Annotated in this window: 25 protein-coding genes; 14 read left to right on the forward strand and 11 right to left on the reverse strand. The window is 43.1% G+C overall.

The features are described 5' to 3' along the window. Window positions 1–499 precede the first annotated feature (499 nt). Entirely contained in the window at window positions 500–2,353 is a 1,854-nt protein-coding gene (locus HCG69_RS12775) for a T9SS type A sorting domain-containing protein (RefSeq protein WP_221650345.1), read from the forward strand. Window positions 2,354–2,373: 20 nt separating this feature from the next. Here HCG69_RS12775 and HCG69_RS12780 read toward each other — a convergent pair whose 3' ends face one another. Next, window positions 2,374–3,702, reverse strand: a complete 1,329-nt coding sequence (locus HCG69_RS12780) for an MATE family efflux transporter (RefSeq protein WP_221650346.1) — start codon at window positions 3,700–3,702, stop codon at window positions 2,374–2,376. Between the two features lie 138 nt (window positions 3,703–3,840). Here HCG69_RS12780 and HCG69_RS12785 point away from each other — a divergent pair, with 138 nt between their 5' ends. Then, window positions 3,841–4,521, forward strand: a complete 681-nt coding sequence (locus HCG69_RS12785; RefSeq protein WP_221650347.1) for a lipopolysaccharide assembly protein LapB — start codon at window positions 3,841–3,843, stop codon at window positions 4,519–4,521. Window positions 4,522–4,556: 35 nt separating this feature from the next. Here HCG69_RS12785 and HCG69_RS12790 read toward each other — a convergent pair whose 3' ends face one another. From HCG69_RS12790 to HCG69_RS12800, 3 genes are read right to left on the reverse strand one after another with little or no spacing between them, the layout of a single operon-like run. Continuing rightward, a complete protein-coding gene (locus tag HCG69_RS12790; RefSeq protein ID WP_221650348.1) occupies window positions 4,557–5,321 on the reverse strand; it encodes a biotin--[acetyl-CoA-carboxylase] ligase in 765 nt (254 codons plus the stop codon). Further along, on the reverse strand, window positions 5,305–5,661 hold the full coding sequence (locus HCG69_RS12795) for an MmcQ/YjbR family DNA-binding protein (protein ID WP_221650349.1): 357 nt from the start codon (window positions 5,659–5,661) through the stop codon (window positions 5,305–5,307). The genes HCG69_RS12790 and HCG69_RS12795 overlap by 17 nt, the downstream gene beginning before the upstream one ends. 4 nt (window positions 5,662–5,665) lie before the next feature. After that, complete coding sequence (locus HCG69_RS12800) at window positions 5,666–6,031, reverse strand: YraN family protein (RefSeq protein ID WP_221650350.1); 366 nt, start codon at window positions 6,029–6,031, stop codon at window positions 5,666–5,668. Between the two features lie 98 nt (window positions 6,032–6,129). Between HCG69_RS12800 and HCG69_RS12805 the strand changes: the two genes are divergently transcribed. Both HCG69_RS12805 and HCG69_RS12810 read left to right on the forward strand, forming a co-directional pair. Beyond that, window positions 6,130–6,363, forward strand: coding sequence for a hypothetical protein (locus HCG69_RS12805; protein WP_002559234.1), 234 nt, complete (start codon window positions 6,130–6,132; stop codon window positions 6,361–6,363). A 6-nt stretch (window positions 6,364–6,369) separates the two neighbouring features. Further along, window positions 6,370–6,804, forward strand: a complete 435-nt coding sequence (locus HCG69_RS12810) for a nucleoside deaminase (protein WP_221650351.1) — start codon at window positions 6,370–6,372, stop codon at window positions 6,802–6,804. A gap of 64 nt (window positions 6,805–6,868) precedes the next feature. On the opposite strand, the gene HCG69_RS12815 is transcribed toward HCG69_RS12810, so the two are convergent. From HCG69_RS12815 to HCG69_RS12825, 3 genes are all read right to left on the reverse strand, one after another. Next, window positions 6,869–7,156, reverse strand: coding sequence for a DUF4834 family protein (locus HCG69_RS12815; protein ID WP_221650352.1), 288 nt, complete (start codon window positions 7,154–7,156; stop codon window positions 6,869–6,871). A gap of 62 nt (window positions 7,157–7,218) precedes the next feature. Beyond that, the gene (gene pssA / locus HCG69_RS12820; protein ID WP_221650353.1) at window positions 7,219–7,926 is read right to left on the reverse strand and encodes a CDP-diacylglycerol--serine O-phosphatidyltransferase; all 708 of its coding nucleotides are present in this window, start codon (window positions 7,924–7,926) and stop codon (window positions 7,219–7,221) included. Between the two features lie 12 nt (window positions 7,927–7,938). Beyond that, window positions 7,939–8,625, reverse strand: a complete 687-nt coding sequence (locus HCG69_RS12825) for a phosphatidylserine decarboxylase family protein (RefSeq protein ID WP_002559238.1) — start codon at window positions 8,623–8,625, stop codon at window positions 7,939–7,941. Between the two features lie 163 nt (window positions 8,626–8,788). Here HCG69_RS12825 and dnaE point away from each other — a divergent pair, with 163 nt between their 5' ends. From dnaE to HCG69_RS12840, 3 genes are all read left to right on the forward strand, one after another. Beyond that, window positions 8,789–12,583 carry a DNA polymerase III subunit alpha gene (gene dnaE / locus HCG69_RS12830; RefSeq protein WP_221650403.1) on the forward strand — a complete coding sequence of 1,265 codons (3,795 nt, stop codon included), beginning with the start codon at window positions 8,789–8,791 and terminating at the stop codon, window positions 12,581–12,583. A 72-nt stretch (window positions 12,584–12,655) separates the two neighbouring features. Next, window positions 12,656–12,970 carry a thioredoxin gene (gene trxA / locus HCG69_RS12835; protein WP_007484014.1) on the forward strand — a complete coding sequence of 105 codons (315 nt, stop codon included), beginning with the start codon at window positions 12,656–12,658 and terminating at the stop codon, window positions 12,968–12,970. A gap of 25 nt (window positions 12,971–12,995) precedes the next feature. Further along, entirely contained in the window at window positions 12,996–13,331 is a 336-nt protein-coding gene (locus HCG69_RS12840) for a hypothetical protein (RefSeq protein ID WP_002559241.1), read from the forward strand. A 172-nt stretch (window positions 13,332–13,503) separates the two neighbouring features. On the opposite strand, the gene HCG69_RS12845 is transcribed toward HCG69_RS12840, so the two are convergent. Beyond that, the gene (locus HCG69_RS12845) at window positions 13,504–14,235 is read right to left on the reverse strand and encodes an RDD family protein (protein ID WP_025867536.1); all 732 of its coding nucleotides are present in this window, start codon (window positions 14,233–14,235) and stop codon (window positions 13,504–13,506) included. A 100-nt stretch (window positions 14,236–14,335) separates the two neighbouring features. On the opposite strand from HCG69_RS12845, the gene HCG69_RS12850 reads away from it, so the two are divergent. From HCG69_RS12850 to HCG69_RS12880, 7 genes are all read left to right on the forward strand, one after another. Further along, entirely contained in the window at window positions 14,336–15,298 is a 963-nt protein-coding gene (locus HCG69_RS12850) for a stage II sporulation protein M (RefSeq protein WP_195571464.1), read from the forward strand. Continuing rightward, entirely contained in the window at window positions 15,279–16,214 is a 936-nt protein-coding gene (locus tag HCG69_RS12855) for a hypothetical protein (RefSeq protein WP_221650354.1), read from the forward strand. Before HCG69_RS12850 ends, HCG69_RS12855 begins: the two co-directional genes overlap by 20 nt. A gap of 10 nt (window positions 16,215–16,224) precedes the next feature. Continuing rightward, on the forward strand, window positions 16,225–16,845 hold the full coding sequence (locus HCG69_RS12860; RefSeq protein WP_221650355.1) for a DUF4129 domain-containing protein: 621 nt from the start codon (window positions 16,225–16,227) through the stop codon (window positions 16,843–16,845). Continuing rightward, complete coding sequence (locus HCG69_RS12865) at window positions 16,842–18,167, forward strand: DUF4350 domain-containing protein (RefSeq protein WP_221650356.1); 1,326 nt, start codon at window positions 16,842–16,844, stop codon at window positions 18,165–18,167. Before HCG69_RS12860 ends, HCG69_RS12865 begins: the two co-directional genes overlap by 4 nt. A gap of 10 nt (window positions 18,168–18,177) precedes the next feature. Next, complete coding sequence (locus tag HCG69_RS12870; RefSeq protein WP_255585913.1) at window positions 18,178–19,209, forward strand: MoxR family ATPase; 1,032 nt, start codon at window positions 18,178–18,180, stop codon at window positions 19,207–19,209. Window positions 19,210–19,549: 340 nt separating this feature from the next. Further along, entirely contained in the window at window positions 19,550–20,863 is a 1,314-nt protein-coding gene (locus HCG69_RS12875) for a DUF58 domain-containing protein (RefSeq protein WP_221650357.1), read from the forward strand. A 551-nt stretch (window positions 20,864–21,414) separates the two neighbouring features. Further along, window positions 21,415–21,918, forward strand: coding sequence for a hypothetical protein (locus HCG69_RS12880; RefSeq protein WP_221650358.1), 504 nt, complete (start codon window positions 21,415–21,417; stop codon window positions 21,916–21,918). Window positions 21,919–22,142: 224 nt separating this feature from the next. Here the strand turns inward: HCG69_RS12880 and HCG69_RS12885 are convergent, their stop codons facing one another. From HCG69_RS12885 to HCG69_RS12895, 3 genes are all read right to left on the reverse strand, one after another. Then, on the reverse strand, window positions 22,143–22,355 hold the full coding sequence (locus tag HCG69_RS12885; RefSeq protein WP_221650359.1) for an immunity 17 family protein: 213 nt from the start codon (window positions 22,353–22,355) through the stop codon (window positions 22,143–22,145). Window positions 22,356–22,360: 5 nt separating this feature from the next. Further along, window positions 22,361–22,774, reverse strand: coding sequence for a tRNA (adenosine(37)-N6)-threonylcarbamoyltransferase complex ATPase subunit type 1 TsaE (tsaE, locus tag HCG69_RS12890; RefSeq protein WP_221650360.1), 414 nt, complete (start codon window positions 22,772–22,774; stop codon window positions 22,361–22,363). A 355-nt stretch (window positions 22,775–23,129) separates the two neighbouring features. Then, window positions 23,130–24,704, reverse strand: a complete 1,575-nt coding sequence (locus HCG69_RS12895) for a bifunctional response regulator/alkaline phosphatase family protein (protein WP_221650361.1) — start codon at window positions 24,702–24,704, stop codon at window positions 23,130–23,132. Window positions 24,705–24,856: the final 152 nt, after the last annotated feature.

The following is a 24,856-nucleotide window of genomic DNA, read 5'->3' on the forward strand; positions in this document are numbered from 1 at the left end:
AAGGCTGAAAGCAGGATGGGATGAAAAATACCTGTCAACACTTTTACAGGACAGCGCATTTTAATGCGTCGGCCCTGTTTCTCTGTGGGCAGTATTGTTTTACATGTACATCTAAAGCGGTATGACATGCACATGTGGAGCTGCACGACATGCACATCTCGTACTGCTTTACATGTACATCTAAAACAACGTTACATACCGGGGATCAATACGTTACTCTATGAGATAGAACTTTATCAATACCGGAGAAAGAAATAGATGGCAATGGTAGATGGCGCTTTACTCAAAATTGATGGATAATCTGCCAATATACTACTATGTCAATATACAATTGGTATCGTTGTAGCGTTGAAAGGCATTGATGTATTGGCGTATCAGCAAATTATTTAAATTAATCTCACCGATAATTTTGAGATAATCTTAATAGTATTTGGAATAATGCTGCAAAGCAATATAGGAGATATTACCTTTCTTTGCAGAGGTCGAAATATTAATTATTATGAGAAACAATACAAAATTACTTTCTTTAGGAATTGCCTTTACATTGTGTACAGGAGTACTTCAAGCTCAGGAACCCTGGCAGTCAAAACTATTGAAGATGAGCGATGATGGTTCGCTTACCTATGTGCGGGATGCCGACGGGTTTGTTTTGCCAGATTTCAGTCAGGCGGGTTATAAGAACGGGGAACCTATTCCGGTGATCGATTTGCCCGACCGGACAGAGACCATTAGCCCTCTTCCGGATGCTTCAGCAGATAACACGGCACACATACAGGCTGCTATTAATAAGGTAGGGGCTTATACACCCGATGGAAATGGTATACGTGGGGTAGTGCTACTTAAAGCGGGACGATATAATGTAGACGGAACGATTAATATGACTTATCCCGGAGTGATCTTACGCGGTGAAGGCAATTGTTATGCAACGACAGACTCTACAGTGCTTTTTGGAAGAAATGCCAAAGAGAAAGCGAAACGATTGATATTGATGGGAAACAGTTCGGCACATAACTGGGGGAATGGTTCGGGAAGCAACCGTACGAATGTTACCACAGAGAAAGTGATGCCGGGAGATTATAGTTTGGAAGTGGCAGATGCAAGTGCATACAAACCAGGCGATCTTATTTGCGTGAAGTACCCTACAACGGAAGCCTGGCTGGAGGCTGTGTGGTATGGTGGAAATTCGAACCGGAACACCGATGCTTCTATGAAATGGAAGGCAAAGGACGTAGATATGTCCTATCACCGCTATGTGACGAAGGTGGAAGGGAATACCATCACACTGGATGCTCCGCTGTTTTATACACTTGACAAGACGTATTCACAAGCTTATATTTATAAGATAAATAATGCTACAACCATACGTCATAATATAGGTATAGAGAATCTGCATATCTCTTTTGAACGCACACCGAGTAGTTCTAAGGTTAATGCCGATCAGAACTGTATTTACATGAGTTCATTGGAAAACAGTTGGGTGAAGGGAGTATCACTGACCGGATTCATCCATGCAGGAATTAAAATAACTTCTACTACACGTAGTACGATAGAAGATTGTTACTCTATCGACCCGTCGGGATTGTGTACCGGAGGGACTTATTATAATTTTGAAACGTATCATCGTTCCCAATTAGTACTGCTTAAAAACTGCTATGGACGTAACGGACGCCATCATTATCTGTCTAATGGGTGTGCTACAGTAAGTGGTATCGTAGTTCAGAATTTCCGTTCGGAGCTTTCATTGGCATCTTCCGAAGGACACCGGCTTTGGTCGCAGGGAATTTTGTTTGACAACTGGAAAGAAGTAGGTACGGTGAAAAATAATGCAGGTAAAATAGGCATGTTCCTACGTGATAATATGGGTAGCGGACATGGTTGGGGAGGAACCAACAGTGTATTCTGGAATTGCGATGTGCAACAGGGGATGATTTATCTGGATAAAGTACCTACCGGACAGAACTATGCGATTGGTTGTACGGCAAATACTATCCGTAAATACCGTAATACGAGTGTATATACTACCGGATACATAGAAGGACAAAAGAAAAAAGGTTTGCAGCCGCAGTCACTTTACGATGCGCAGTTGGCAGCTCGTAAGAAGGCTACAGGGATAACTATCGCAAAAAACGGTGAACAGCAACCACGTGTATCGGCAGAAAAAGGAAGAGTGGTGATTTCTTCGGAGGATATGGGGCACGTGAATATATATAATGTAAATGGTACGCAGTTGCAATCATTTGCCGTCACTACCGGGGAGGTTGTCAAGAGCCATGTGTTGACTTCAGGTGTCTATGTGGTAAATGTTCAGATAAAAGGTGGGGCGGATTATACTACGAAAGTTTATGTAGAATAAGGGCTCCGGAGCATGTGTGGTTAAGTATCCGGAATATTATTCAGAATCTTTTTCGACAAAAACGCCTGTATAACTCCCCGGAGGAAAAGGTAGACCAGAAAAGCCAGCCATAGAGCATGATTTCCCATTTGGGCGTGGAAAACATAATAGGTAACGAAGAAACTTACGGAAGCCACAAGCATCGAGGCAAGCATTTGCCGGGTGGCTGTGGCTCCGATAAAGATACCATCCCACAAAAAAGCGGAGAAACCAGCCAGAGGGATGGCAAGTACCCAATAGAAATAGTTGCCTGCTTCGTCGATCACTGTAGGCTCATTGGTAAGTAGTTCGAGAAAAGACTTGCCTCCGATAGCATAGAGTAGCGTAAAGACAACTGAAAGTCCTATACCCCAATTGAACAATTGGCGTACTGTCTGATGTAGTGCTATCCGGTTACGGGCACCAATGTATTTACCGGCCAATGCTTCTCCGGCATAGGCAAATCCATCCATAATATAGGAAAAGAGGGTGAATAACTGCATCAGAAGCGTGTTTACAGCAAGTACAATTTCACCTTGTGCTGCTCCGGCCGAGGTGAAATAGATGGTGACAATCACCAGGCAGAGTGTACGAAAGAATATGTCCCGGTTTACAGAAAAAAAACGGGACATTGCCTGCCCTTGCCAGATTCCTTTTAAAGTGATACGTTTTCGCAACGGTTTATAATAATATATCCATAACAGAAGTGCCATGAAGAAACCGGCATATTGGGCAATGAGAGTACCAAGGGCAACACCTTCCACTTTCATCTTCAGCAGGTAAACAAAACTTAGGCTGGCTACAATATTTACTATGTTTTGCGTAATGGCGATATACATAGGAAATCGGGAGTTCTGCATGCCGATAAACCATCCGGCGAAGCCATAAAGTCCGAGCATGGCAGGTGCTCCCCATATGCAGATACGAAAATAGAGAGTAGCGAGTTCTTGTACCTCCCGACTGGTTTTAATAAAGGTAAAGGCCGTTTTCTGGATGGGATATTGAAGTAATAACAGGCAAAAGGCGATAAATAACCCTACACCAACAGAACGTAGTAACAGACGGGTTACTTCGTCCAGATCGCGCTTTCCGTAAGCTTGTGAGGTCATTCCGCTTGTACCCATGCGCAGAAACCCAAAAATCCAATAAATGATATTGAACAGCAGACCACCTACCGCAATCGCTCCGATATAAGCAGGTGCCCCCAGATGCCCCACAATCGTGACGTCAATCAATCCCAGCAATGGGACTGTAATATTGGAAATGATAGAGGGTATCGCAATCTCAAGGATGCGCCTGTTTCCGTTATTGATCGATCTCTTTTTGCTCATTCTGAAGACAAAGTTAGATTAAAAAATATATATCATGAAATTTAACTGAACAATAACTCTATTTAATTGGTTCGTACTTACAAAATGAGAATAAAACGTTATCTTTGCAAGGTGCTTAACTAAATAAGTATTAATGAAATGAGAGCCTTAACTTTACTTTTTACTTTTTTGATTTCTTTTCCGTTTGCACTTTCGGCACAGGTTGCCGGAGATGTGTTGCAGAAGGTTTCGGAAGCGATGGCTGCCGAACAATGGGAGCAGGCTGTCAGCTTGTTCCGTCAGGCTATTCAACTTAATGCTGATAAGTCTGAGATGTTTTATTGGACAAGTGTAGACAAGAATAGCAATGTCAGTGCTAAAATGGCTCAGGAGTTGACGCTTCATTATAAAAATGCACGAAACTACGATAAGGCTTATTTGTTTTGTAAAGAGCTTCTTCAAAAGTTCCCTAATGATATAAAGTGGCTTTTGACTTGTGCAGAGACAGAAGTATGCAGAGGGAAAGAAGAAGAGGCTTTACAGACCTATCAGAAAGTGCTCTCGCTGGATGCAAATAATCTGGCTGCTAATATCTTTGTCGGTAATTATTATTATCTGAAAGCTGAACAGGAGAAGCAGCAGTTGATACGTGATTATAAGAAAATTAATTCTCCCACCCGTATGCAGTATGCTCGTTACAAGGATGGGTTGAGCCGGCTTATGACTGAAAGATATGGTAAGGCGAAAGAATATCTGCAGAACGTAGTCCGCCAGTTTCCATCAACAGAGGTTATGAAAACGCTGGAGAAAATAAGGAAACTGGAAGTTGAAATGAAGTAAGCGGAGCGGGTAGAGAGATTCTTGTTAGCAGCTTATTATATGTCATATTGTACCTCTTTGAATAGATAGGTTCGTTCCGTTCCGATCTGATCTTCAAGAATAAGCCGTCCGTCCGGTTCTACACGTAGAAGGCGGGCCAGAAACTTTCCATTGGCATCGGTGTATCGGTGAAATCCATCTTTACGGAAAAGAGATCCGGCATATCGGTCGGCTATGAGAGTGTTTACACTTTCGTTCTCTGTTTGCAGTAACGCATAGTAGTCTTTTATCCGTCTCATGGTAGAAGCTAATATCTGTTCAGGGCTGTAAGATTGTCCTGTGATTTGTTTTAAAGATACCGGGTTGGGAGCCGGACTGGTAAATGCTTCCTGGTTGATATTGATTCCAATACCCGCAATGCTCCGGCTGATATGAGTTCCTGTCAGATCATTCTCGATAAGCATGCCGCAAATCTTCTTATCTTTCCAGTAAATATCGTTCGGCCATTTGATGGAGACATCAGAAACATGTGTGTCCAGCTCTTCTTTGATGGCCAAAGAGATAATCTGGGAGAGCAGGAATTGTTTGCGGGCTTTCAGGAAGGCAGGATAGAGTACAAAGCTGAACATAAGGTTTTGTCCCCTCTCAGATTCCCAGCTATTCCCACGTTGTCCTCTCCCTGAGGTTTGGAAGTCTGTGGTAACAGTTGTCAACTCTCCGACACACTGTTGGTTACAGATCTCATTCAGGTATTTATTAGTTGACTCTGTCTCTTCCAGATAAATCAGAGACACGGGAAATGATTCAGGGAAGTGCATCATATTCGGCACGCAATTTTTTGGTAAACTTTTTTAAAACTTCTTCGTAAGAATGGTCTATCAGATGTTCTATCAGACGATCGTCTGCATCCTGGTCAAAGCAGACACTGTTCCAGTATTTCTTATTAAAATGATAAGCCCCATTAACTGCAGAATAACGCTCACGAAGCTCGATTGCATATTCCGGGTCACACTTTAGAGAAATGCTATTAGTTCCCTCCAGATCGATCAGAGCAAACATTTTATCCATCACTTTCATAACGAGTGATACATCATCAAAAGGTAAACATTCTGTTACTCCTTTCTTGCTTATACAATATTCTCTTGCTTTTTCTACATTCATACGCTCAAAATATGGGCGGATAAAACGCCTCTTTTATATGTTCTATTTTAAAATCTCCTGCTTTTCCTACAACTGTGATAATATCGAAACGTACCGGTACATCAAGCTGAAAAATCCTGATATAAGTATCTGCCGCTTTTACGGTATGCTTGATTTTCTGCACAGTAACGGCCTCTTCGGGTTGCATGATATTTGCATCACTACGGGTCTTAACTTCCACTACAATAAGTTCATTGTCTTTGGCTGCCACAATGTCAAGTTCAAGATGTCCTTTTCGCCAGTTACGATGACGAATGATATACTCATTCTTTTCCAGATAGGCCACAGCGGCATCTTCTCCGGCTTTTCCTAATTCATTGTGTGAAGCCATAGATTTAGCAGTTAAAATTCGGAATTTGGCAGTTAATATGCAAAAATACTCTTTTTATTCTTTGTTTTTACAGAAGTAAAAGTAATTTTGCAGAGAATATGGGAAAGAGAGCTAAAAAAGGCCTTAAGATGCATGTTGAACTCACTAAACGTGAGCGGCGAATGAGCATTTTACTAAGCGAAGATGAACAATTGATTGTGGATCGTTATCTGGAGAAATATAAGATAACGAATAAATCACGTTGGCTTCGTGAGACGATTCTCATGTTTATTCATAAAAATATGGAGGAGGATTATCCTACTCTTTTTGGTGAACACGATATGAGGCGTTGAAACCCTATGCTGGACGATACTTATTTTATGAAACAAGCGCTCATAGAGGCGCAAAAGGCTGCCGACAGAGGTGAAGTGCCTGTGGGGGCTGTGGTTGTTTGTAAAGAGCGGATTATTGGTCGTGCTCACAACCTCACTGAAACCCTGAATGATGTAACTGCCCATGCCGAAATGCAGGCAATCACTGCTGCTGCCAATGTTCTTGGTGGTAAATATCTGAATGAATGTACGTTATATGTTACAGTGGAACCATGCGTCATGTGTGCCGGAGCCATTGCCTGGGCACAGACAGGAAAACTTGTTTTCGGAGCAGAAGATGAGAAACGTGGTTATCAAAAGTATGCTGCACAAGCATTGCATCCCAAGACAATAGTGGTAAAAGGTGTATTGGCCGATGAATGTGCTGCTTTGATGAAAGAGTTCTTTGCGGCAAAAAGGTGAATAATATGCCAATTATGCTGCGCTATCATCCGCATGGTAATTGGCACATTGGCATATTAGCACATTATTCCTTTATTTCTTCAAAATCAACGTATTCCCCCTCATCTTTAGCGAATATCTTTTTGTGTCTCCGGGGTTGAAAATCATCTTCTGTTACGCTTTCCTCCTCTTGTTCTCTTCTTTGGGAGTTTTGTTGTTGCTGTCTTTCGTTCGTAGTGGTATAAGTACGTGTGCTGGATGTAGAACGACGTCCGAAGCCAAAAAGGGCTCGCAAGATACTTCCTACAATTGAAACGCCAATAACGAGGACGGCTATTATTAGAATAAAAAAGAATCCAAGAAGATTAAACATGAGCTATTAGTTTTATACGTTGTTTGAAACTGATAGTACAACAAACGTGCCAAAAGGAATGTTTATCTATTTTTTCTTGTAAAAAGTGAAAGTATGATATACCACAAGATGATTGCCGCAAATCCACTGATGCCTAAGAAGACCAACAAGGGAATGCATACGATTAAAAAGATAAAACTAACTTTATTGTCTTTCCAGGATAAGTTCTTGAATTTAAGAGAGAACATTGGTATTTCTGATATCAGCAACCATGAAAAAAGCATTACCAATAATAGGATGTATAAAGGGTGGCAGCTTTCGGATATAAGAAAGTCATGAGCTCCAAGGATTAGAGCTCCCCAGAATAATGCATTAGCCGGAACCGGCAGACCGATAAAAGAACTGGTCTGGCGGGTATCGTTATTAAATTTAGCCAATCGTAAGCCTGAAAAAACAGAGATAAGAAAAGCAGCATATGGCAGATAGGGAGCAATCACTTCGATATTTGCCGGATAGTGCATTTCTCTTAATAGTGAAAAGATAACGAATGAAGGGGCTACACCAAAGCTAATATCATCGGCAAGCGAATCAAGGTCTTTTCCGATAGGAGAGTGTGCATTGAGAGTACGTGCCAACATGCCATCAAAGAAATCAAAAACAGCACTTAATATAATAAAAGTAAGAGCCAGGTCATAACGTGCTTCGAAAGCCATGACAGAGGCAATACAACCGGAAAAAAGGTTCAGGCAGGTTACTGTATTGGGTATATAGTTCTTTAGGGCATTTGTCATTGTGACAGTTTTTTATTTCAGTTTGGCGATAACCGTCTGGTTACCGGTGGTTAATTGTCCCATAGTAACACAAACTTCTGTGCCCAATGGGAGATATACATCTACACGGGAACCAAATTTGATAAATCCCATATGTTCGTCAATATAGCATTCTTCACCTACTTCTGCGTAAGTGACGATACGGCGGGCTAATGCTCCGGCAATTTGGCGTGCCATAATTTCCACTCCTTCCGGAGTTTCAATAACTACCGTTGAACGTTCGTTCTCTGTACTGGCTTTTGGCAACCAGGCTTTCAAGAACTTGCCATTGTGATGGGCTACCTTCTTTACGGTTCCATCCACCGGATACCAGTTGGCATGTACATTCAGTACACTCATGAAGATAGATATCATGAGACGACGGTCATGGAAGTATTCGTGTTCGTCTACCTCCTCAATAACCACAATCTTTCCATCAGCCGGCGCAACAACAATCTTCTCGGTTTCTCCTCCGAAAAGACGCTTTGGACAACGGAAGAAGTTTACCATCAATCCGTAGACAATGATACTGGCCAAAGCCACCAGATAAAATGGTATTTTACAGTCTATTCCCCAGTAAAGAGCCGCATTAATTAACAGTAGAAAGATGATACCTCCCCACAGAATATGAGTACCTTCACGGTGAATACGTATTTTTTTTAATTTCTTTAGTCTGCCCATGTGCACTGTTTAATGATAATTGTCTGCAAAAATATAGTTAATTTAAAAATCCAGCAAGTAAATGAGCATAGAAATACAAATGTTGATAACTTTTTGGGCATTATTTTTGTTAGTAACCCCAGAGATTGTAATTTTATGGCTTAAAATCATCAACCTATTCATTATGCAGGATTTCGTTCACTTACATGTTCATACCCAATATTCTCTTTTAGATGGTCAGGCCAGCGTCAGTGCTTTGGTAGATAAAGCCATGAAAAATGGGATGAAGGGAATTGCCGTAACCGATCATGGAAATATGTTCGGTATCAAGGAATTTACTAACTATGTCAATAAGAAAAATGGTGGACCGAAGGGAGAGATAAAAGAGCAGAAAAAACGTATTGCTGCCATCGAATCCGGTAAAGTGGAATGCGAAGATAAAGAAGCGGAAATTGCTGCTTGTAAAGCTAAAATAGCTGAAGCCGAAGCAAAACTGTTTAAGCCCGTCATTGGCTGTGAGATGTATGTGGCTCGTCGTACTATGGATAAAAAAGAGGGAAAGCCGGATCAGAGCGGTTACCACTTAATAGTACTGGCGAAGAATGAAAAAGGTTATCATAATCTTATAAAGCTGGTATCACATGCCTGGACTAACGGATATTATATGCGTCCGCGTACCGACCGGAATGAGCTGGAGAAATATCACGAAGGTTTGATTGTGTGCTCAGCCTGTTTGGGTGGCGAAGTGCCTAAAAAGATAACGCAGGGTTTGCTGGATGAGGCCGAGGAAGCCATCCAATGGTACAAGAACCTCTTTGGAGAAGATTATTATCTGGAACTTCAACGACACAAGGCTACTGTTCCTCGCGCCAATCATGAAGCGTATCCATTGCAGGTAAATGTGAACAGTCATCTCATCGAATATTCTAAAAAGTATAATGTTAAGCTGATTTGCTCTAACGACGTTCATTTCGTGGAGGAAGCACATGCGGAAGCACATGACCGTCTTATTTGTTTGAGTACGGGTAAAGATCTGGATGATCCGAAGCGTATGCTTTACACCAAACAAGAATGGATGAAAACGCGTGAAGAGATGAATGAGCTCTTTGCTGATGTTCCTGAGGCTTTGAGTAATACGCTTGAGATTCTCGATAAAGTGGAGTACTACTCCATTGACCATGCTCCTATCATGCCCACTTTTGCCATTCCCGAAGAGTTCGGAACGGAAGAAGGGTATCGGCAGAAATATACAGAGAAAGATCTTTTCGACGAATTTACGCAGGACGAAAATGGAAATGTAGTACTGAGTGAAGACGCGGCCCTGGATAAGATAAAGCGATTAGGTGGGTACGACAAATTGTATCGTATTAAGCTTGAAGCGGATTATCTGAAGAAGCTGACATTTGACGGAGCGAAGAAATTCTATGGAGATCCTTTAAGCCCGGAGATAAAAGAGCGGCTTGTGTTTGAGTTGCATATTATGAAGACGATGGGTTTTCCGGGTTACTTCTTGATTGTACAGGACTTTATTGCAGCAGGACGCAGTATGGGAGTCTCTATTGGTCCGGGACGTGGATCGGCTGCCGGTTCGGCTGTAGCATATTGTTTGCAGATTACGAAGATTGACCCGATCCGGTATGACTTGCTGTTTGAACGTTTTCTGAATCCGGATCGTATTTCACTACCGGATATTGATATTGACTTTGACGATGACGGTCGTGGCGAAGTACTTCGGTGGGTAACAGAAAAGTATGGGCATGAGAAGGTGGCACATATCATTACATATGGTACGATGGCCACAAAACTGGCAATTAAAGATGTAGCGCGCGTTCAGAAACTGCCTTTGTCCGAATCGGACCGTCTGGCAAAGCTCGTTCCCGATAAAATCCCTGAAAAGAAATTAAACCTGCGTAATGCTATCGATTATGTACCCGAACTGCAAGCAGCCGAGGCGTCGCCTGATCCGTTGGTACGTGATACCTTGAAGTATGCTTTAATGCTGGAGGGTAATGTGCGCGGTACGGGAGTACATGCTTGTGGTACGATCATCTGTCGTGATGATATCACCGATTGGGTACCGGTAAGTACCGCGGATGATAAGGAAACGGGCGAGAAGATGCTCGTAACCCAGTATGAAGGTTCGGTGATTGAAGATACCGGATTGATTAAGATGGACTTCCTTGGATTGAAGACTTTATCTATTATTAAGGAAGCTGTTGAGAATATCCGGTTAAGTAGAAATATTGAACTGGACATTGATACGATTTCTATTGAAGATCCTGCTACTTATAAATTATATAGTGACGGACGAACCATCGGTACGTTCCAGTTTGAATCTGCGGGGATGCAGAAATATCTACGTGAGTTGCAACCTTCTACTTTTGAAGACCTGATTGCCATGAATGCTCTTTATCGACCGGGTCCAATGGATTATATTCCTGATTTTATCGACCGTAAACATGGGCGTAAGCCGATTGAATATGACATTCCTGTTATGGAGAAATACCTGAAGGATACTTATGGTATTACTGTGTATCAGGAACAGGTGATGCTCTTGTCTCGTTTGCTGGCCGACTTTACCCGCGGTGAGTCCGATGCATTGCGTAAAGCGATGGGTAAAAAGTTGCGTGATAAGTTGGATCATATGAAGCCGAAGTTTATTGAAGGCGGACGGAAAAACGGACATGACCCAAAGGTGCTTGAGAAGATCTGGACCGACTGGGAGAAGTTTGCTTCGTATGCGTTTAATAAATCGCATGCTACCTGTTATTCATGGGTGGCTTATCAGACTGCTTATTTGAAGGCGAACTATCCTTCGGAGTATATGGCTGCCGTTATGAGCCGAAGTTTGTCTAACATTACTGATATCACAAAGCTGATGGATGAGTGTAAGGCGATGGGAATACAGGTACTTGGTCCGGATGTGAACGAAAGTAATCTCAAATTTACGGTAAACAAGCAGGGTGATATTCGCTTTGGATTAGGAGCCGTGAAAGGAGTAGGAGAGTCGGCTGTACAAAGTATAATCGAAGAACGCCGGACAAACGGTCCGTTTAAGGGCATTTTCGATTTTGTACAGCGTGTCAATCTGAATGCTTGCAATAAGAAGAATATGGAGTGCCTGGCATTGTCGGGTGGATTTGATAGTTTTCCTGAGCTGAAGCGTGAGCAGTTTTTTGCTGTAAATTCAAAAGGAGAAGTATTCCTTGAAACGCTGATGCGTTATGGTAACCGTTATCAGGCAGATAAGGCTGCAGCGGTGAATTCACTGTTTGGAGGAGAAAACGTGATTGATATTGCTACTCCTGAAATTCTTCCTGCTGAACGTTGGGGAGATTTGGAACGTTTGAACAGGGAAAGAGACCTGGTAGGCATTTATCTTTCTGCACATCCGCTGGACGAATATGCTATTGTGCTCGATCATGTTTGTAATACACATATGGCTGAGCTTGAAGATAAGTCAGCACTCGCCGGGCGTGAGATAACAATGGGAGGAATAGTGACCAGTGTGCGTAGAGGGATCAGTAAGAATGGTAATCCATATGGTATTGCCAAGATAGAAGATTACTCCGGTTCGGCAGAGTTGCCGTTTTGGGGGAATGACTGGGTTACCTATCAGGGGTATCTGGGTGAAGGAACTTTCCTTTTCATTAAAGCCCGTTGCCAACCCAAACAGTGGCGTCCCGAGGAATTGGATATTAAAATCACTTCCATGGAACTACTCCCTGATGTGAAGGAGAAACTGGTTGAAAAGATAACAATTCTGATACCGTTGTCTGTTTTGAATTCAGCTATGATTGCCGAACTGTCTTCACTGACGAAAGATCATCCCGGGAATACCGAGCTCTATTTTAAAGTGACAGACAGGGATGAAAAGATGCATGTTGATTTGATATCCCGTCCGGTAAAACTATCTGTAGGGAAAGAATTAATCTCCTATTTAAAAGAACGACCCGAACTTGAGTTTCGGATAAATTAAGTATATTTGCACCGTAGCATTGGAGGCTATAAACTTCCGGCTACCAATTTCTAACTATTAACTTTTAAAATTATGGCTTTAGCAATTACTGACAGCAACTATAAGGAAATTCTTGCAGAAGGGAAACCGGTTGTTGTTGACTTTTGGGCCCCTTGGTGTGGTCCTTGTAAGATGGTAGGTCCTATCATCGACGAATTGGCAACAGAGTTTGAAGGACAGGTCATTATCGGCAAATGTGATGTCGATGAAAATAGTGACATGGCCGCAGAATATGGTATTCGCAATATTCCTACTGTTCTTTTCTTTAAGAACGGAGAAATTGTGGATAAGCAGGTAGGTGCTGTGGGCAAACCTGTTTTTGTAGAGAAAGTGAAGAACTTATTATAAGCTTTCAACTTAACAAATTAAGATTATGGGACTGGAAGACGATTTTTTACTCGCTGATGCCGATGACGAAAAGACCATCGAGTTCATCAAAAATTATTTGCCTCAGGAATTGAAGGAAAAGTTCTCGGATGACGAGCTTTACTATTTTCTTGATCTGATTGATGAATATTACTCAGAAAGTGGTATTCTGGATGCACAACCCGATGAAGATGGCTTTATTGACATTGATTTGGAAAAGGTGGTGGACTACATCGTGAAGGAGGCTAAAAAGGATGAAATGGGTGAATTTGATCCTGAAGAAATGCTGTTTGTAGTTCAGGGAGAAATGGAATATGGAAACTCTCTGGGACAAGTGGAGTAATTCGTCTCCGGATTTTCTACAGTGAAACCCCGTTAAAGTCCTGATAAAGCTATTACCAGATAACTTTAGAAGGAAACGCAGATTAACGCAAATTATCGCAGATCAGAACTTGATCTTTGCGATATATTTGCGTTAATCTGCGTTTTTATGATGGCTGAGTTAACTTGTGGAGTTATATTTCTTCCAGTGCATAATACTGGTAATCTCTCAATAATGTTTGCAGGAATTTCTCGTCGTTCCCTTCCGTTTGCTTAATGGATAGCAGGGAACGAACTTTTTCAGCCAGTAACCTGACACGACGCGGACGGTCTTTTTTGCCCGATGCCAGTGTTTTGGTTATTACATTGACCTGTTCCAGAGATAAGTCGGCAGCCGATACATATACCGGGTGATAACCTTTGGTCAGATAATCATATTCGTCAAGGCTGACTTGTATTTTCCGGTAGTTCTTTTCTTTTATTACCATAGTGCCGGCGGCAAGGTCGCCCAGACGTTGGTGATTCTTGGTGAGCAGAATGAAAATGACCCCTAAACCTCCTGTAATCGGTAAGTCTATGGGGAATAGTAACCACCGGAGTAAATAAGAACTAAGGCTTGGTGTTGATCCATCCGCCTTGACTACCCGTATATTGAGAAGCCGCTTTCCTAAACTCTGCCCACGATTGAATATTTCACAAAGGAGCGAATAAGTAAGAATCGGCGCATAGATAATCAGGAAAAAGAAGAAAACGGAGAAACCGGAAAAGGCATGTACATTGAGGTAAGCTAACGTGAGACTAAGCCCTACTGCATATATAAATAAAAAGGTATAATCGATCAGCAGAGCAAGCATACGCTCGCCAAGACTCGCAGGCGTTTGGCTGATGCGTACGAACTGTCCTGTAATAATGGTGGATTCTGCCATTTCTTTTTAAACATTTTTGTGATTCCGTTGCAAATATATCATATTTCTCTTACTTTTGCTTCGGATTCGGACAAAACTTCTATCCGGACTCCCCTAAACAATGAAAGAAGTTACGTTTATCCGCCGGAACATTGAAAAATGGAAAGAGACAGAGAAGGTTGTGGAGAAAGCTGACAAGCTTAATCCGGACCGGCTTGCCGACGCATATACGGAACTGACTGCCGATCTGGCTTTTGCCCAGACACATTATCCTTCTTCGCGTATCACTATTTATCTTAATAATCTGGCTTCGGCCCTCCACAATGTGATCTACCGTAATAAACGGGAGAAGTGGACGCGTATCATTACTTTCTGGACGCGCGAAGTGCCTCAGACTATGCACGATGCCCGTAAGGAGCTGTTGGTGTCTTTTCTTATCTTTGCTGCCAGTGTGGTTATCGGTATTATCTCTGCCTGGAACGATCCGGATTTTGTACGGTTGATACTGGGTAATGGCTATGTAGATATGACACTTGAAAACATTGCCAACGGTCAGCCGATGGCAGTATATAATGGTTCGGAAGAGATGCCGATGTTTCTGGGTATTACGCTGAACAATATCATGGTATCTTTCAACTGCTTTGCTATGGGTTTGCTCACAAGTTTCGGTACCGGATACATGCTTCTTTCCAATGGAATCATGCTGGGAGCTTTTCAGACTTTCTTTTACGGAGAAGGGTTGTTGGCCGAATCCATGCTTGCAATCTGGCTGCATGGAACGCTTGAAATATGGGCTATTATCGTGGCGGGAGCTGCTGGGTTGGCTTTGGGAAATGGCTGGCTTTTTCCGGGGACTTACTCCCGTGCAGAGTCTTTCCGCCGTGGTGCGAAGCGGGGATTGAAAATAGTGATAGGTACAGTTCCTGTGTTTATTATGGCGGGGTTTATTGAAGGGTTTCTCACCCGTCATACCGAGTTCCCTACAGTGCTGAGATTAGGTATTATTCTTCTTTCACTTGCATTTATCATATTCTATTATATTTATTTACCAAACAGAAAGTCATATGGAGTCACAGAAAGCTAAAATTGCATTGTATGCGAAGCGTACCTTTGGAGAGAAGATGAACGCCTCGTTCGATTTTATAAAGGAGAACTGGAAGCCTTTGTTTAAGTTTACAACTTACCTTCTATTGCCTTTATGCCTTGTGCAGGCATTAAGTTTGAATGGTTTGATGGACAGTACCATGAGTTTTACCTCCAATATACAGGCTGGTAGTACTAATCCGTTAGCTATATTCGGGGCTATATTTTGGGTAAATTACGGATTAACCATTCTTTGTTATATGATTGGTGTGATTCTGCTTACCGCACTGGTTTATACATTGATGAGAACTTACAATGAGCGCGAAGAACGCCTCGAAGGTATTACGCTTTCTGCCTTGCGTCCTTTACTGATGAAAAATATGGGCAGGATGCTGAAGCTGACTTTATTCTTTTTCATGTTGTACCTTGTTACTTTGGCAATAATAATAGGACTGGTTGTATTGACTCCATTTACTTTGATCATCACGATCCCTTTGTTGGTAGCTTGTGGTATTCCCATGGGACTGTTTGCTGCCATTTATCTGTTTGAAAACGTGAGTATCGTAACAGCTTTCCAAAAGACGTTTCGTTTAGGGTTTGCCACTTGGGGAGGAGTTTTTCTCATCATGTTGATTATGAGTTTTATTGCCAGTATTCTGCAAGGTATTGCCATGTTACCCTGGTATGTTGCTACGATCGTGAAATATTTCTTTGCTATGAGTGAAGGGGGCAATGTAGTTACTGTATCTCCACTCTATAGCTTTTTCCTTTATCTGTTGGGTATTTTGCAGACCTTTGGTGCCTATTTATCAATGATCTTCTCACTTATTGGTCTGGCCTATCAGTATGGTCATGCTTCAGAAGTAGTGGATAGTGTTTCTGTAGAAGAGGATATTGATAACTTCGACAAGCTCTGATTTTCTTTGGATGACTGCACCTGCCGATACTTTAGTTTATGACACCGCAACCGTTGCTATTTGGCAAAGTGGTTCTGAGTACGACTATAACCGTGAATTACAGACCCCCGAAGTCGATCTGATCGGGTGGCTTAATTTGTGGTTAGGGAAGCTGTTGCAGAAAATATTTGGCAGTAAGTTTGCCGAGCAGTATACTGAGATTGTGCTGGCGGGCTTATTTATACTTATAGTACTGTTGTTGATCTGGTTCCTATACAAAAAACGTCCGGAACTCTTTATGCGTTCGGGAAAGAAGTTGGCCTATCATGTCGAAGAAGACACCATTTACGGGATCGATTTTGAGAAGGAGATAAGTGCAGCTATGTTGCGCAATGAGTACCGGGAAGCGGTGCGCTTGCTTTACCTGCAGACACTGAAACAATTGAGTGATGCTGAAAAGATAGATTGGCAACCTTATAAAACTCCGACGGAATATACTTATGAATTAAAGTCAAATGCATTGCGGACTCCTTTTCGCGAACTGACCAACCGTTTCCTCCGGGTGCGGTATGGTAATTTTGAGGCAACCGAAGTACTTTTTCATGAGATGCAGACTTTGCAGAGAGAAATCATGAAAGGAGGCATGTCATGAAAACCAGCCATTGGTTTACTCTCATTATAGTCGTCCTTCTGGCAATAATGTTTCTGGTAGAATACAATTTGCCCAAGAAGTTTGTCTGGAATCCTACTTTCAGCCAGAACGACTATCAACCTTTCGGATGTGCCATTTTTGATGATGTGGTGGCTGACTCCTGGCCTAAAGACTATTACTGCAATGACTGGACTTTCTATAACTTCGCGAATGATACGACAGGCGAACCGCTGGCAATACTTGCTGTGGCCCAGAACTTCCGCTTTACAAAAACTGACAGGAAGGCAATCATGAGTCTTGCCGAGAGAGGAAACAAGGTGATACTGGCAGCTACTGCTTTCTCTTTGTCGGACACATTGGGATATGACATGACATACACCTGGTTCCGTCCGTCCGAACTGAAAAAGTCCGTCAGTGAGTTCAATCGCCGTGATACACTTTATTGGTTGCCTGACTCTGTGAATCCTTACCCGGAAGCGAAGTTTGAGTTTTATTCCCATCTCTGCAATGTATACTTCACAGAGTACGATTCACTTTCCATCCCGTTGGTGAGAAGAGAGTGCAGTGCTGCGTCCAGGACTGGAGATTCGATCACTTTGTCTCTTAATGACGAGATACGGAAAGCATTGAAAGACTCTTTGCCTCAATCACAGGATTCGGCACGATTGGCTGTCAATCTCCCCTGTGGTCCGGTAGCTATTCGTCGTCCGGTGGGAAAGGGAGAAATCATTCTTATTTCCACTCCCTTGCTGTTTACCAACTACGGGATGCTGGATGCAAACAATGCCGCTTATATTTTCCGTCTGCTTTCTTTGGCAAAAGACTTGCCTTTGTATCGCACGGAAGCCTATACCAAAGCTGAATATGAACAGCAATCGCCGTTCCGGTATTTCCTGTCTCAGACGGCTCTTCGCTGGGGATTGTACCTTACCATGTTTACCATTCTGCTTTTTATGATATTCACTGCACGGCGGCGTCAAAGGCCGATACCTGTTATCCGCCAGCCGGAGAATAAGACGTTGGAGTTTACCGAGTTGATCGGTACACTCTATTTCCAGAAGAAAGAGCATGGCGACCTCGTTCGTAAGAAGTTCACTTATTTTGCTGAGGCCTTGCGGCGTGAAATACAGATAGACATAGAAGATGATAGCAATGATACGGTCCTTTGCCGCAAGATAGCGGGCAAGACGGGACTGGAAGAGGAGAAGATTGCCAAACTGTTTGCCAGACTTCGCCCCATTGTCCGGGGAGAGCGGGAAGCTTGGGAACAAGAGATGAAAGACTATATAGATGGTATGAATGAAATATTGAATCGGATATAACAGATAGATTATGAATGATACGAATGAACCTTTAGCAGAAGTTACACCTCCTGCCCTTCCTTCGGAAGAAGTACAGAGCGAGACTCCACGTACTGATCTGACTCTTTTCGGAGAGAAAATAGAAGCTCTTAAGTCACAGATTGCTTCTGTCATAGTGGGGCAGGAACATACTGTAGACTTGGTACTTACAGCTATTCTTGCCAATGGGCATGTACTGATAGAAGGGGTGCCCGGTGTAGCAAAAACATTGCTTGCCCGCCTGACCGCCCGCCTGATTGATGCTGACTTTAGCCGCATTCAGTTCACTCCTGACCTTATGCCGAGCGATGTGTTGGGGACTACGGTTTTCAACATGAAAACAAATGAGTTCGATTTTCACCGCGGCCCTGTGTTTGCCGATATGATACTTGTGGACGAAATAAACCGTGCTCCTGCCAAGACGCAATCCGCCCTCTTTGAAGTGATGGAAGAGCGTCAGGTGAGTATTGACGGCACTACTTACCGGATGGGAGAACTTTACACGATCCTCGCCACCCAGAACCCTGTGGAGCAGGAAGGAACGTATAAGCTTCCCGAAGCCCAACTGGACCGCTTTCTGATGAAGATAACCATGGATTATCCATCCTTAGAAGAGGAAGTCGATATCTTGGAACGTCATCATACAAATGCAGCCTTAGTGAAGTTGGAAGATATCCGTGCGGTAATTACCCGTGATGAACTTCTTACGCTTCGTCGCCTGATGGATCGGGTATTTGTAGATCGCACGTTGTTGCAGTATATCGCTCTTATTGTACAGCAGACCCGCACCAGTAAAGCCGTTTATCTGGGAGCTTCGCCTCGTGCTTCGGTAGCTATGCTGCAATCTTCCAAAGCCTATGCTCTGTTGCAAGGACGTGACTTCGTAACCCCGGAGGATATTAAATTTGTTGCTCCCTACGTGCTTCAGCACCGTCTTATCCTGACAGCCGAAGCAGAAATGGAGGGTTACTCTCCGGTAAAAGTAACGCAACGACTGATTGATAAGGTGGAAGTCCCGAAATAAGCTGAAAGCTTATTTAATTGAAAATTGAAAGTTGAAAATTGAAAGTGAGCTGCACTGTTATGCTGCATAGTAGTTTTCTTTAGCCTTTAGCCTTCGGCTTTATAAGCTCTCAGCTTTCAACCCTAAACTAAATTGTTGATAGTTTAAAGTCATTATACAGCATAACAGCGCAGCTCACTTTCAATTTTCAACTGTCAATTGTCAACTAAATAAGCTTTCAACCAAGTAATCTTTCACCCCCAAACTCAGTCATTAACACTTTAAAGTCATCATACAGCATAACAGCGCAGCTCACTGTCAACTGTCAATTGTCAACTGTCAACTAAATAAGTAATTCCCTATGTTATTCCTATCTCGTCGCTTTTATATGTTTTCTATTCTTGTTATTCTGTTGCTATGCGGAGGATACCTGTTTGGTTCTTTGTTCCTATTGGGACAGATAACATTGCTTTTGCTTGCTCTGGCAGTGGTGGCAGACGGATTTCTTCTTTATCGTACGAAGGGTATCGAGGCTTCCCGTCAGTGTGCCGACCGCTTTTCTAATGGTGATAACAATGAGGTTAAATTAAGAGTGGAGAGCCGTTATCCGTTTCCGGTCCATCTGTCGGTAATAGATGAAGTACCTGTGATCTTTCAGCAGCGTGATATTTGTTTCAAGCTTTCCCTTGATAGCGGACAGGCAAAAACGATTGTTTACTATCTGCGTCCCAACCATCGCGGTGTATATGATTTCGGAATGATTCGTGTGTTTGCCTCTACCCGCCTGGGGTTGATAGAGCGTCGCCTGTCCTGCGGTAAACAGCAGAAGATAAAAGTATATCCTTCTTATCTGATGCTTCATCGTTATGAACTGCTTGCTATGAGCGATAATCTTACGGAATTGGGTATCAAGAAGATCCGGAGAGTAGGACATCAGACTGAATTTGAGCAGATAAAAGAGTATGTGAAAGGGGACGATTACCGTACTATCAACTGGAAAGCCAGTGCCCGGCGGCATCAACTGATGGTGAATGTATACCAGGACGAGCGTTCGCAGCAGATATACAATGTGATTGATAAGGGACGCGTTATGCAGCAAGCCTTTCAGGGAGTGACATTACTGGACTATGCTATCAATGCCTCTCTTGTGCTCTCTTATGTTGCCATGCGCAAGGATGACAAAGCCGGACTGGTTACTTTTAATGAGCATTTCGATACGTTTGTTCCTGCCTCCAAACAGGCGGGGCAAATGCAGACCTTGCTTGAAAGTTTGTATGCACAGGAGACGACGTTTGGAGAAACGGACTTCTCGGCCCTTTGTGTGCATTTGGCCAAACATGTAAACAAACGAAGCCTGTTGGTGCTCTATACCAACTTCGGCAGTCTTGGCAGTATGAACCGTCAATTGGCTTATTTGCAGCAGCTTTCCCGGCAGCATCGTTTGCTGGTAGTGTTTTTTGAAGATGCTGATCTGAAAGAGTATATCTCGAAGAAACCGGTAGATACCGAAGGGTATTACCGGCAAGTTATTGCCGAAAAGTTTGCGTATGAGAAGCGTCTCATTGTTACTACGTTAAAACAGAACGGCATCTATTCCGTACTCACTACCCCCGATAAGTTATCTATTGATGTGCTCAATAAATATTTAGAGATGAAATCCAGGCAACTTATTTAAGACACTCCACAGAAAAAGATTGAAAAAACAGGAAAACAAATAGGAAGAAATCTTAATCTTATTAAAAGAATCGTTATATTTGCGATTGACATAACCTTCGTCTGTCTTCCTTTAAGATTTATCCCTATTATCGGAAATGATACACGTATGTCACCGATCAAGACGCCTCTGTAATTATCAGATATGATATACGTATGTATCTGAAACTAATGCACTTACGCCTACGATAAATAGCTCCTTGATATTGCTCATTGAGACATGCTGATGTTACCTGTTATGACATCACGATGTCACCCGTCATGACATCACGATGTCACCGGGTATGACATCACGATGTTACCGGGCATAACATCACGATGTCACCGGGCATAACATCACGATGTCACTGAGCATGACATTAATGGTGTCACTGAACATGATATTATTGATATCATAAAGTATGACATTATTGGTGTCATAAAGTATGACATTAGCGCGTTTCTGAAAGTAGAACAACTGTGCCTCTTTATATGCCGCACAGACATTATAAACAATTAAAAAGCAGACAAGTTATGCAGAAATTCAATCTTGTACAGAAGGGCGTTCCGGCAAAGCCAGATGCACCTAAAAAGTGGTATGCTGTCCCTCAAACTCGGGAAGCACAAAGTGTTAAAGCAATGACCCGTTCGGCCACAGAGAACACCAGTACTGCTCCCATCGAAATGGAAGCTGCACTGGATTTATTAGGGAAATATGCCAGCGAACAGCTCTTGCAGGGCCATACCGTAAAAGTAGGTGACCTTGGGACACTGCGCATTACCTTCAAAAGTGATGGAGTGGAAAATATCAACGATTTTAATGCCGGGGTGATGATTAAAAATCCCCGTATCCTGTTCACTCCCTCCAAAGAGTTCAGACAGAACATTATCCAGCAACTCAAATATCAGAACGGAGGTGTGCTGGAAGAAGGTGTAAACTATGCCTCACTGACCGATTACCGCAAGGCAAAGGGGATTTCATCCGGTGGTAGCGGCTCCGAAGGCGGTGAAGGCGAAGGGGAGGATCCTTCGGTATAATAGCTTGCCGGAACGTGACGCTGAGCTTCACGAGATGGGATTATTAAAAAGCATATAAACGTAGATTTCCGAAGATAAGAGACGAGGATGCAATATGCTAAAATCATCTTCTTATAGATGGAAATCTGCGTTTATCTGCTTTTTTTATCTACTGCCATCTCTGTTTTCGATCTACTGCCACTTCCTAAAGCCCGGTACTACTCCTGTGGCAAATTCTCCTCTGATTATCTCAGTGATTGAAAGAAGTAGATGGCCATCCCGATCAGTAGTAATCCGAGTGCTCCATACAGAAGTCGTGCACGGGAGCGTCCTATTCGCCGTACTACAGCCTGGGCATTGTGTGCGGTAAAGAACCATCCCCAGTTGAGCACTGCGGCAAGCAATGAAAGGATGCCTGCAAGGGCAAACAGTCCCAGAATAAAATAATGCGGTGTCATCGGTATTAAAGAATAATTTTCCGGCTGCCGTCTTCCAGTTCTTCTATCGTCACCTTTACAGCATCGCCCGGCAGAAGCTCTTCCACCAGTTCCGGCCATTCGATAAAACAGAGGGCACCACTATAAAAGTAATCCTCGTAACCCATATCATATACTTCGCTCAGCTTCTTGATACGGTAGAAGTCGAAATGATAAATCAGTTCTCCGTTCTCATCCGAACGATATTCGTTGACAATAGCAAATGTAGGGGAAGTAATAACGTCCGAAACACCCAATTCCTCACAAAGAGCTTTTACAAAGGTTGTTTTTCCTGCTCCCATCTTTCCGTAGAGGGCAAACACGGTATTATCACCCATCGCAGTAATGAACTCGCGGGCGGCTTCGTGTATCTGATCTAATGATTCAATTTTTATTTCCATAAAGTTATTGATGATTTACTATTTGACGATTTACTATTTACTATTTGGCTGCACTGTACTAAGCAGGACTTCAGATTTAGTCTATATTATGACAACATTCTGTTGAAACGCAAATGATCGCAGATTTTCGCAGATTAAATGGCTGCGCTGTACTATTTACTATTTGACGATTTACTATTTACTATTTACTATTTGGCTGCGCTGTACTATTTACTATTTGACTACTTGCTCTTCTCTTACTGCTATCACCGCTTGGCGAACCTCCCCATGTAGGAAGCATCGCTTGGCGAACCTCCCCATGTGGGAAACATCGGGAAGCATCGCCTGGCGCACCTCCCCGTGCGGGAAGCACCACTCATTTGGGTTTTAGGGTGATGAGGGGGATGATCATTTCTTCCATGGAGATACCTCCGTGCTGGAAGGTATTGGTGTAATATGACACATAGTAGTTGAAGTTGTTCGGATAGGCCAGGAAGTCGTGTCCACTGGCAAAGATGTACTTCGTGCTGACGTTAGGTGATGGCAGCAAAGCATCTGCCGGGCGGCTGATCTCAAATACCTGTTTCGGGTTATAGGACATATTCCGTGATAGCTTATAACGCAGATTCGTATTAATCTCTCCGTTATTGGCCTGTACTTTGATCGGATTGTCTACGCGGATGCTACCGTGGTCCGTGGTGACAACTACACGCACCTTTCGTGCTGCCAGTTCTTTCAGCAGGTCGCGTACCGGCGAATGGCGGAACCAGGATAGTGTAAGACTACGGTATGCAGCCTCTGTCGAAGCCAGTTCACGTATCATTTTACTCTCCGTACGTGTGTGACTTAACATGTCTATAAAATTGAATACTACCACATTCAAGTCATTCTGCATCAGTTGTGGAAGTTGACCCACAAGACGTTCTCCGGCAGACACATCGTTGATCTTATGATAAGAAAAGGTGTGCTGACGGCGGAAACGGTCGAAACAAGTCTGTATCAGCGGAGCCTCGTTGAGGTTTTTGCTTTCTTCCTCATCCTCGTCCACCCACAGATCGGGGAACATACGTGCGATCTGATCCGGCATCAATCCGGAGAAGATAGCATTACGGGCATACTGCGTGGCAGTGGGCAGGATACTGAAATAGAGCTGTTCCTCGAAAGTAAAAAGCTCGGATAGCTCACTGGCAACTACGCGCCACTGATCATAGCGGAAGTTGTCCAACACAAGGAAAAACACTTTCTCCCCCTGATCCAGCAGAGGAAAGATGGTACGTTTCATCAAGTCCGGACTCATCATGGGAGCTTCCTGCACAGCATTTCCTTTGCGTGTGGGATCCATCGTTTTCATCCAGTCGATATAGTTTTTCTTGATGAACTTGGTAAAGGCCGTGTTTGCTTCCGTTTTCTGCATGGAAAGCATTTCGCTCATAGGGCTGTCACTGGCTTCCAGTTCCAGCTCCCAGTATACGAGGCGGCGATAAAGCTCCACCCAATCATCGGCAGTGAGAGAGTCATTGATCTGCATACCTATCTTACCGAAGTTCTGCTGATAGGCTGTTTGTGCTACTTCGGAAACAATATCACGGCGGTGCAGATTCTTCTTTAATGAAAGAAGTATCTGATTGGGGTTGACGGGTTTGATCAGGTAATCGGCTATCTTGCTACCGATAGCCATATCCATGATATCTTCTTCTTCGCTTTTGGTTATCATGATAACAGGTACGGTCGGAGAGATATCTTTGATCTGTGCCAGCGTTTCAAGGCCGCTGATGCCGGGCATATTCTCATCAAGGAAGATGAGATCATAGTCCGTTTCACGGCAACGGTCGAGGGCATCCTGTCCGTTACTGACGGTATGTACCTCGTAGCCTTTCGACTCGAGGAAAAGGATATGGGGACGGAGAAGGTCTATCTCGTCGTCTACCCAGAGTAATCGGTCATTCTTCATCTTGATATTTACTATTTAGCTATTTACTATTTACTATTTGGCTGCGCAATTATTATTGCTATTATTATTCTGCCACCATCGCCTGTCGGTGCTTCCCGCACGGGGAGATACGTCAAGCGATAAACACTATTATACGGCCACCACCGCCTGTC

Source organism: Bacteroides sp. K03, from assembly GCF_019734355.1.
GTDB classification, from domain to species: domain Bacteria; phylum Bacteroidota; class Bacteroidia; order Bacteroidales; family Bacteroidaceae; genus Bacteroides; species Bacteroides nordii.

Coding starts and splice junctions, on each gene's coding strand:
- HCG69_RS12775 (WP_221650345.1), top strand. CDS start 500: ATGAGAAACAATACAAAATTACTTTCTTTAGGAATTGCCTTTACATTG.
- HCG69_RS12780 (WP_221650346.1), bottom strand. CDS start 3,702: ATGAGCAAAAAGAGATCGATCAATAACGGAAACAGGCGCATCCTTGAG.
- HCG69_RS12785 (WP_221650347.1), top strand. CDS start 3,841: ATGAGAGCCTTAACTTTACTTTTTACTTTTTTGATTTCTTTTCCGTTT.
- HCG69_RS12790 (WP_221650348.1), bottom strand. CDS start 5,321: ATGATGCACTTCCCTGAATCATTTCCCGTGTCTCTGATTTATCTGGAA.
- HCG69_RS12795 (WP_221650349.1), bottom strand. CDS start 5,661: ATGAATGTAGAAAAAGCAAGAGAATATTGTATAAGCAAGAAAGGAGTA.
- HCG69_RS12800 (WP_221650350.1), bottom strand. CDS start 6,031: ATGGCTTCACACAATGAATTAGGAAAAGCCGGAGAAGATGCCGCTGTG.
- HCG69_RS12805 (WP_002559234.1), top strand. CDS start 6,130: ATGGGAAAGAGAGCTAAAAAAGGCCTTAAGATGCATGTTGAACTCACT.
- HCG69_RS12810 (WP_221650351.1), top strand. CDS start 6,370: ATGCTGGACGATACTTATTTTATGAAACAAGCGCTCATAGAGGCGCAA.
- HCG69_RS12815 (WP_221650352.1), bottom strand. CDS start 7,156: ATGTTTAATCTTCTTGGATTCTTTTTTATTCTAATAATAGCCGTCCTC.
- pssA (WP_221650353.1), bottom strand. CDS start 7,926: ATGACAAATGCCCTAAAGAACTATATACCCAATACAGTAACCTGCCTG.
- HCG69_RS12825 (WP_002559238.1), bottom strand. CDS start 8,625: ATGGGCAGACTAAAGAAATTAAAAAAAATACGTATTCACCGTGAAGGT.
- dnaE (WP_221650403.1), top strand. CDS start 8,789: ATGCAGGATTTCGTTCACTTACATGTTCATACCCAATATTCTCTTTTA.
- trxA (WP_007484014.1), top strand. CDS start 12,656: ATGGCTTTAGCAATTACTGACAGCAACTATAAGGAAATTCTTGCAGAA.
- HCG69_RS12840 (WP_002559241.1), top strand. CDS start 12,996: ATGGGACTGGAAGACGATTTTTTACTCGCTGATGCCGATGACGAAAAG.
- HCG69_RS12845 (WP_025867536.1), bottom strand. CDS start 14,235: ATGGCAGAATCCACCATTATTACAGGACAGTTCGTACGCATCAGCCAA.
- HCG69_RS12850 (WP_195571464.1), top strand. CDS start 14,336: ATGAAAGAAGTTACGTTTATCCGCCGGAACATTGAAAAATGGAAAGAG.
- HCG69_RS12855 (WP_221650354.1), top strand. CDS start 15,279: ATGGAGTCACAGAAAGCTAAAATTGCATTGTATGCGAAGCGTACCTTT.
- HCG69_RS12860 (WP_221650355.1), top strand. CDS start 16,225: ATGACTGCACCTGCCGATACTTTAGTTTATGACACCGCAACCGTTGCT.
- HCG69_RS12865 (WP_221650356.1), top strand. CDS start 16,842: ATGAAAACCAGCCATTGGTTTACTCTCATTATAGTCGTCCTTCTGGCA.
- HCG69_RS12870 (WP_255585913.1), top strand. CDS start 18,178: ATGAATGATACGAATGAACCTTTAGCAGAAGTTACACCTCCTGCCCTT.
- HCG69_RS12875 (WP_221650357.1), top strand. CDS start 19,550: ATGTTATTCCTATCTCGTCGCTTTTATATGTTTTCTATTCTTGTTATT.
- HCG69_RS12880 (WP_221650358.1), top strand. CDS start 21,415: ATGCAGAAATTCAATCTTGTACAGAAGGGCGTTCCGGCAAAGCCAGAT.
- HCG69_RS12885 (WP_221650359.1), bottom strand. CDS start 22,355: ATGACACCGCATTATTTTATTCTGGGACTGTTTGCCCTTGCAGGCATC.
- tsaE (WP_221650360.1), bottom strand. CDS start 22,774: ATGGAAATAAAAATTGAATCATTAGATCAGATACACGAAGCCGCCCGC.
- HCG69_RS12895 (WP_221650361.1), bottom strand. CDS start 24,704: ATGAAGAATGACCGATTACTCTGGGTAGACGACGAGATAGACCTTCTC.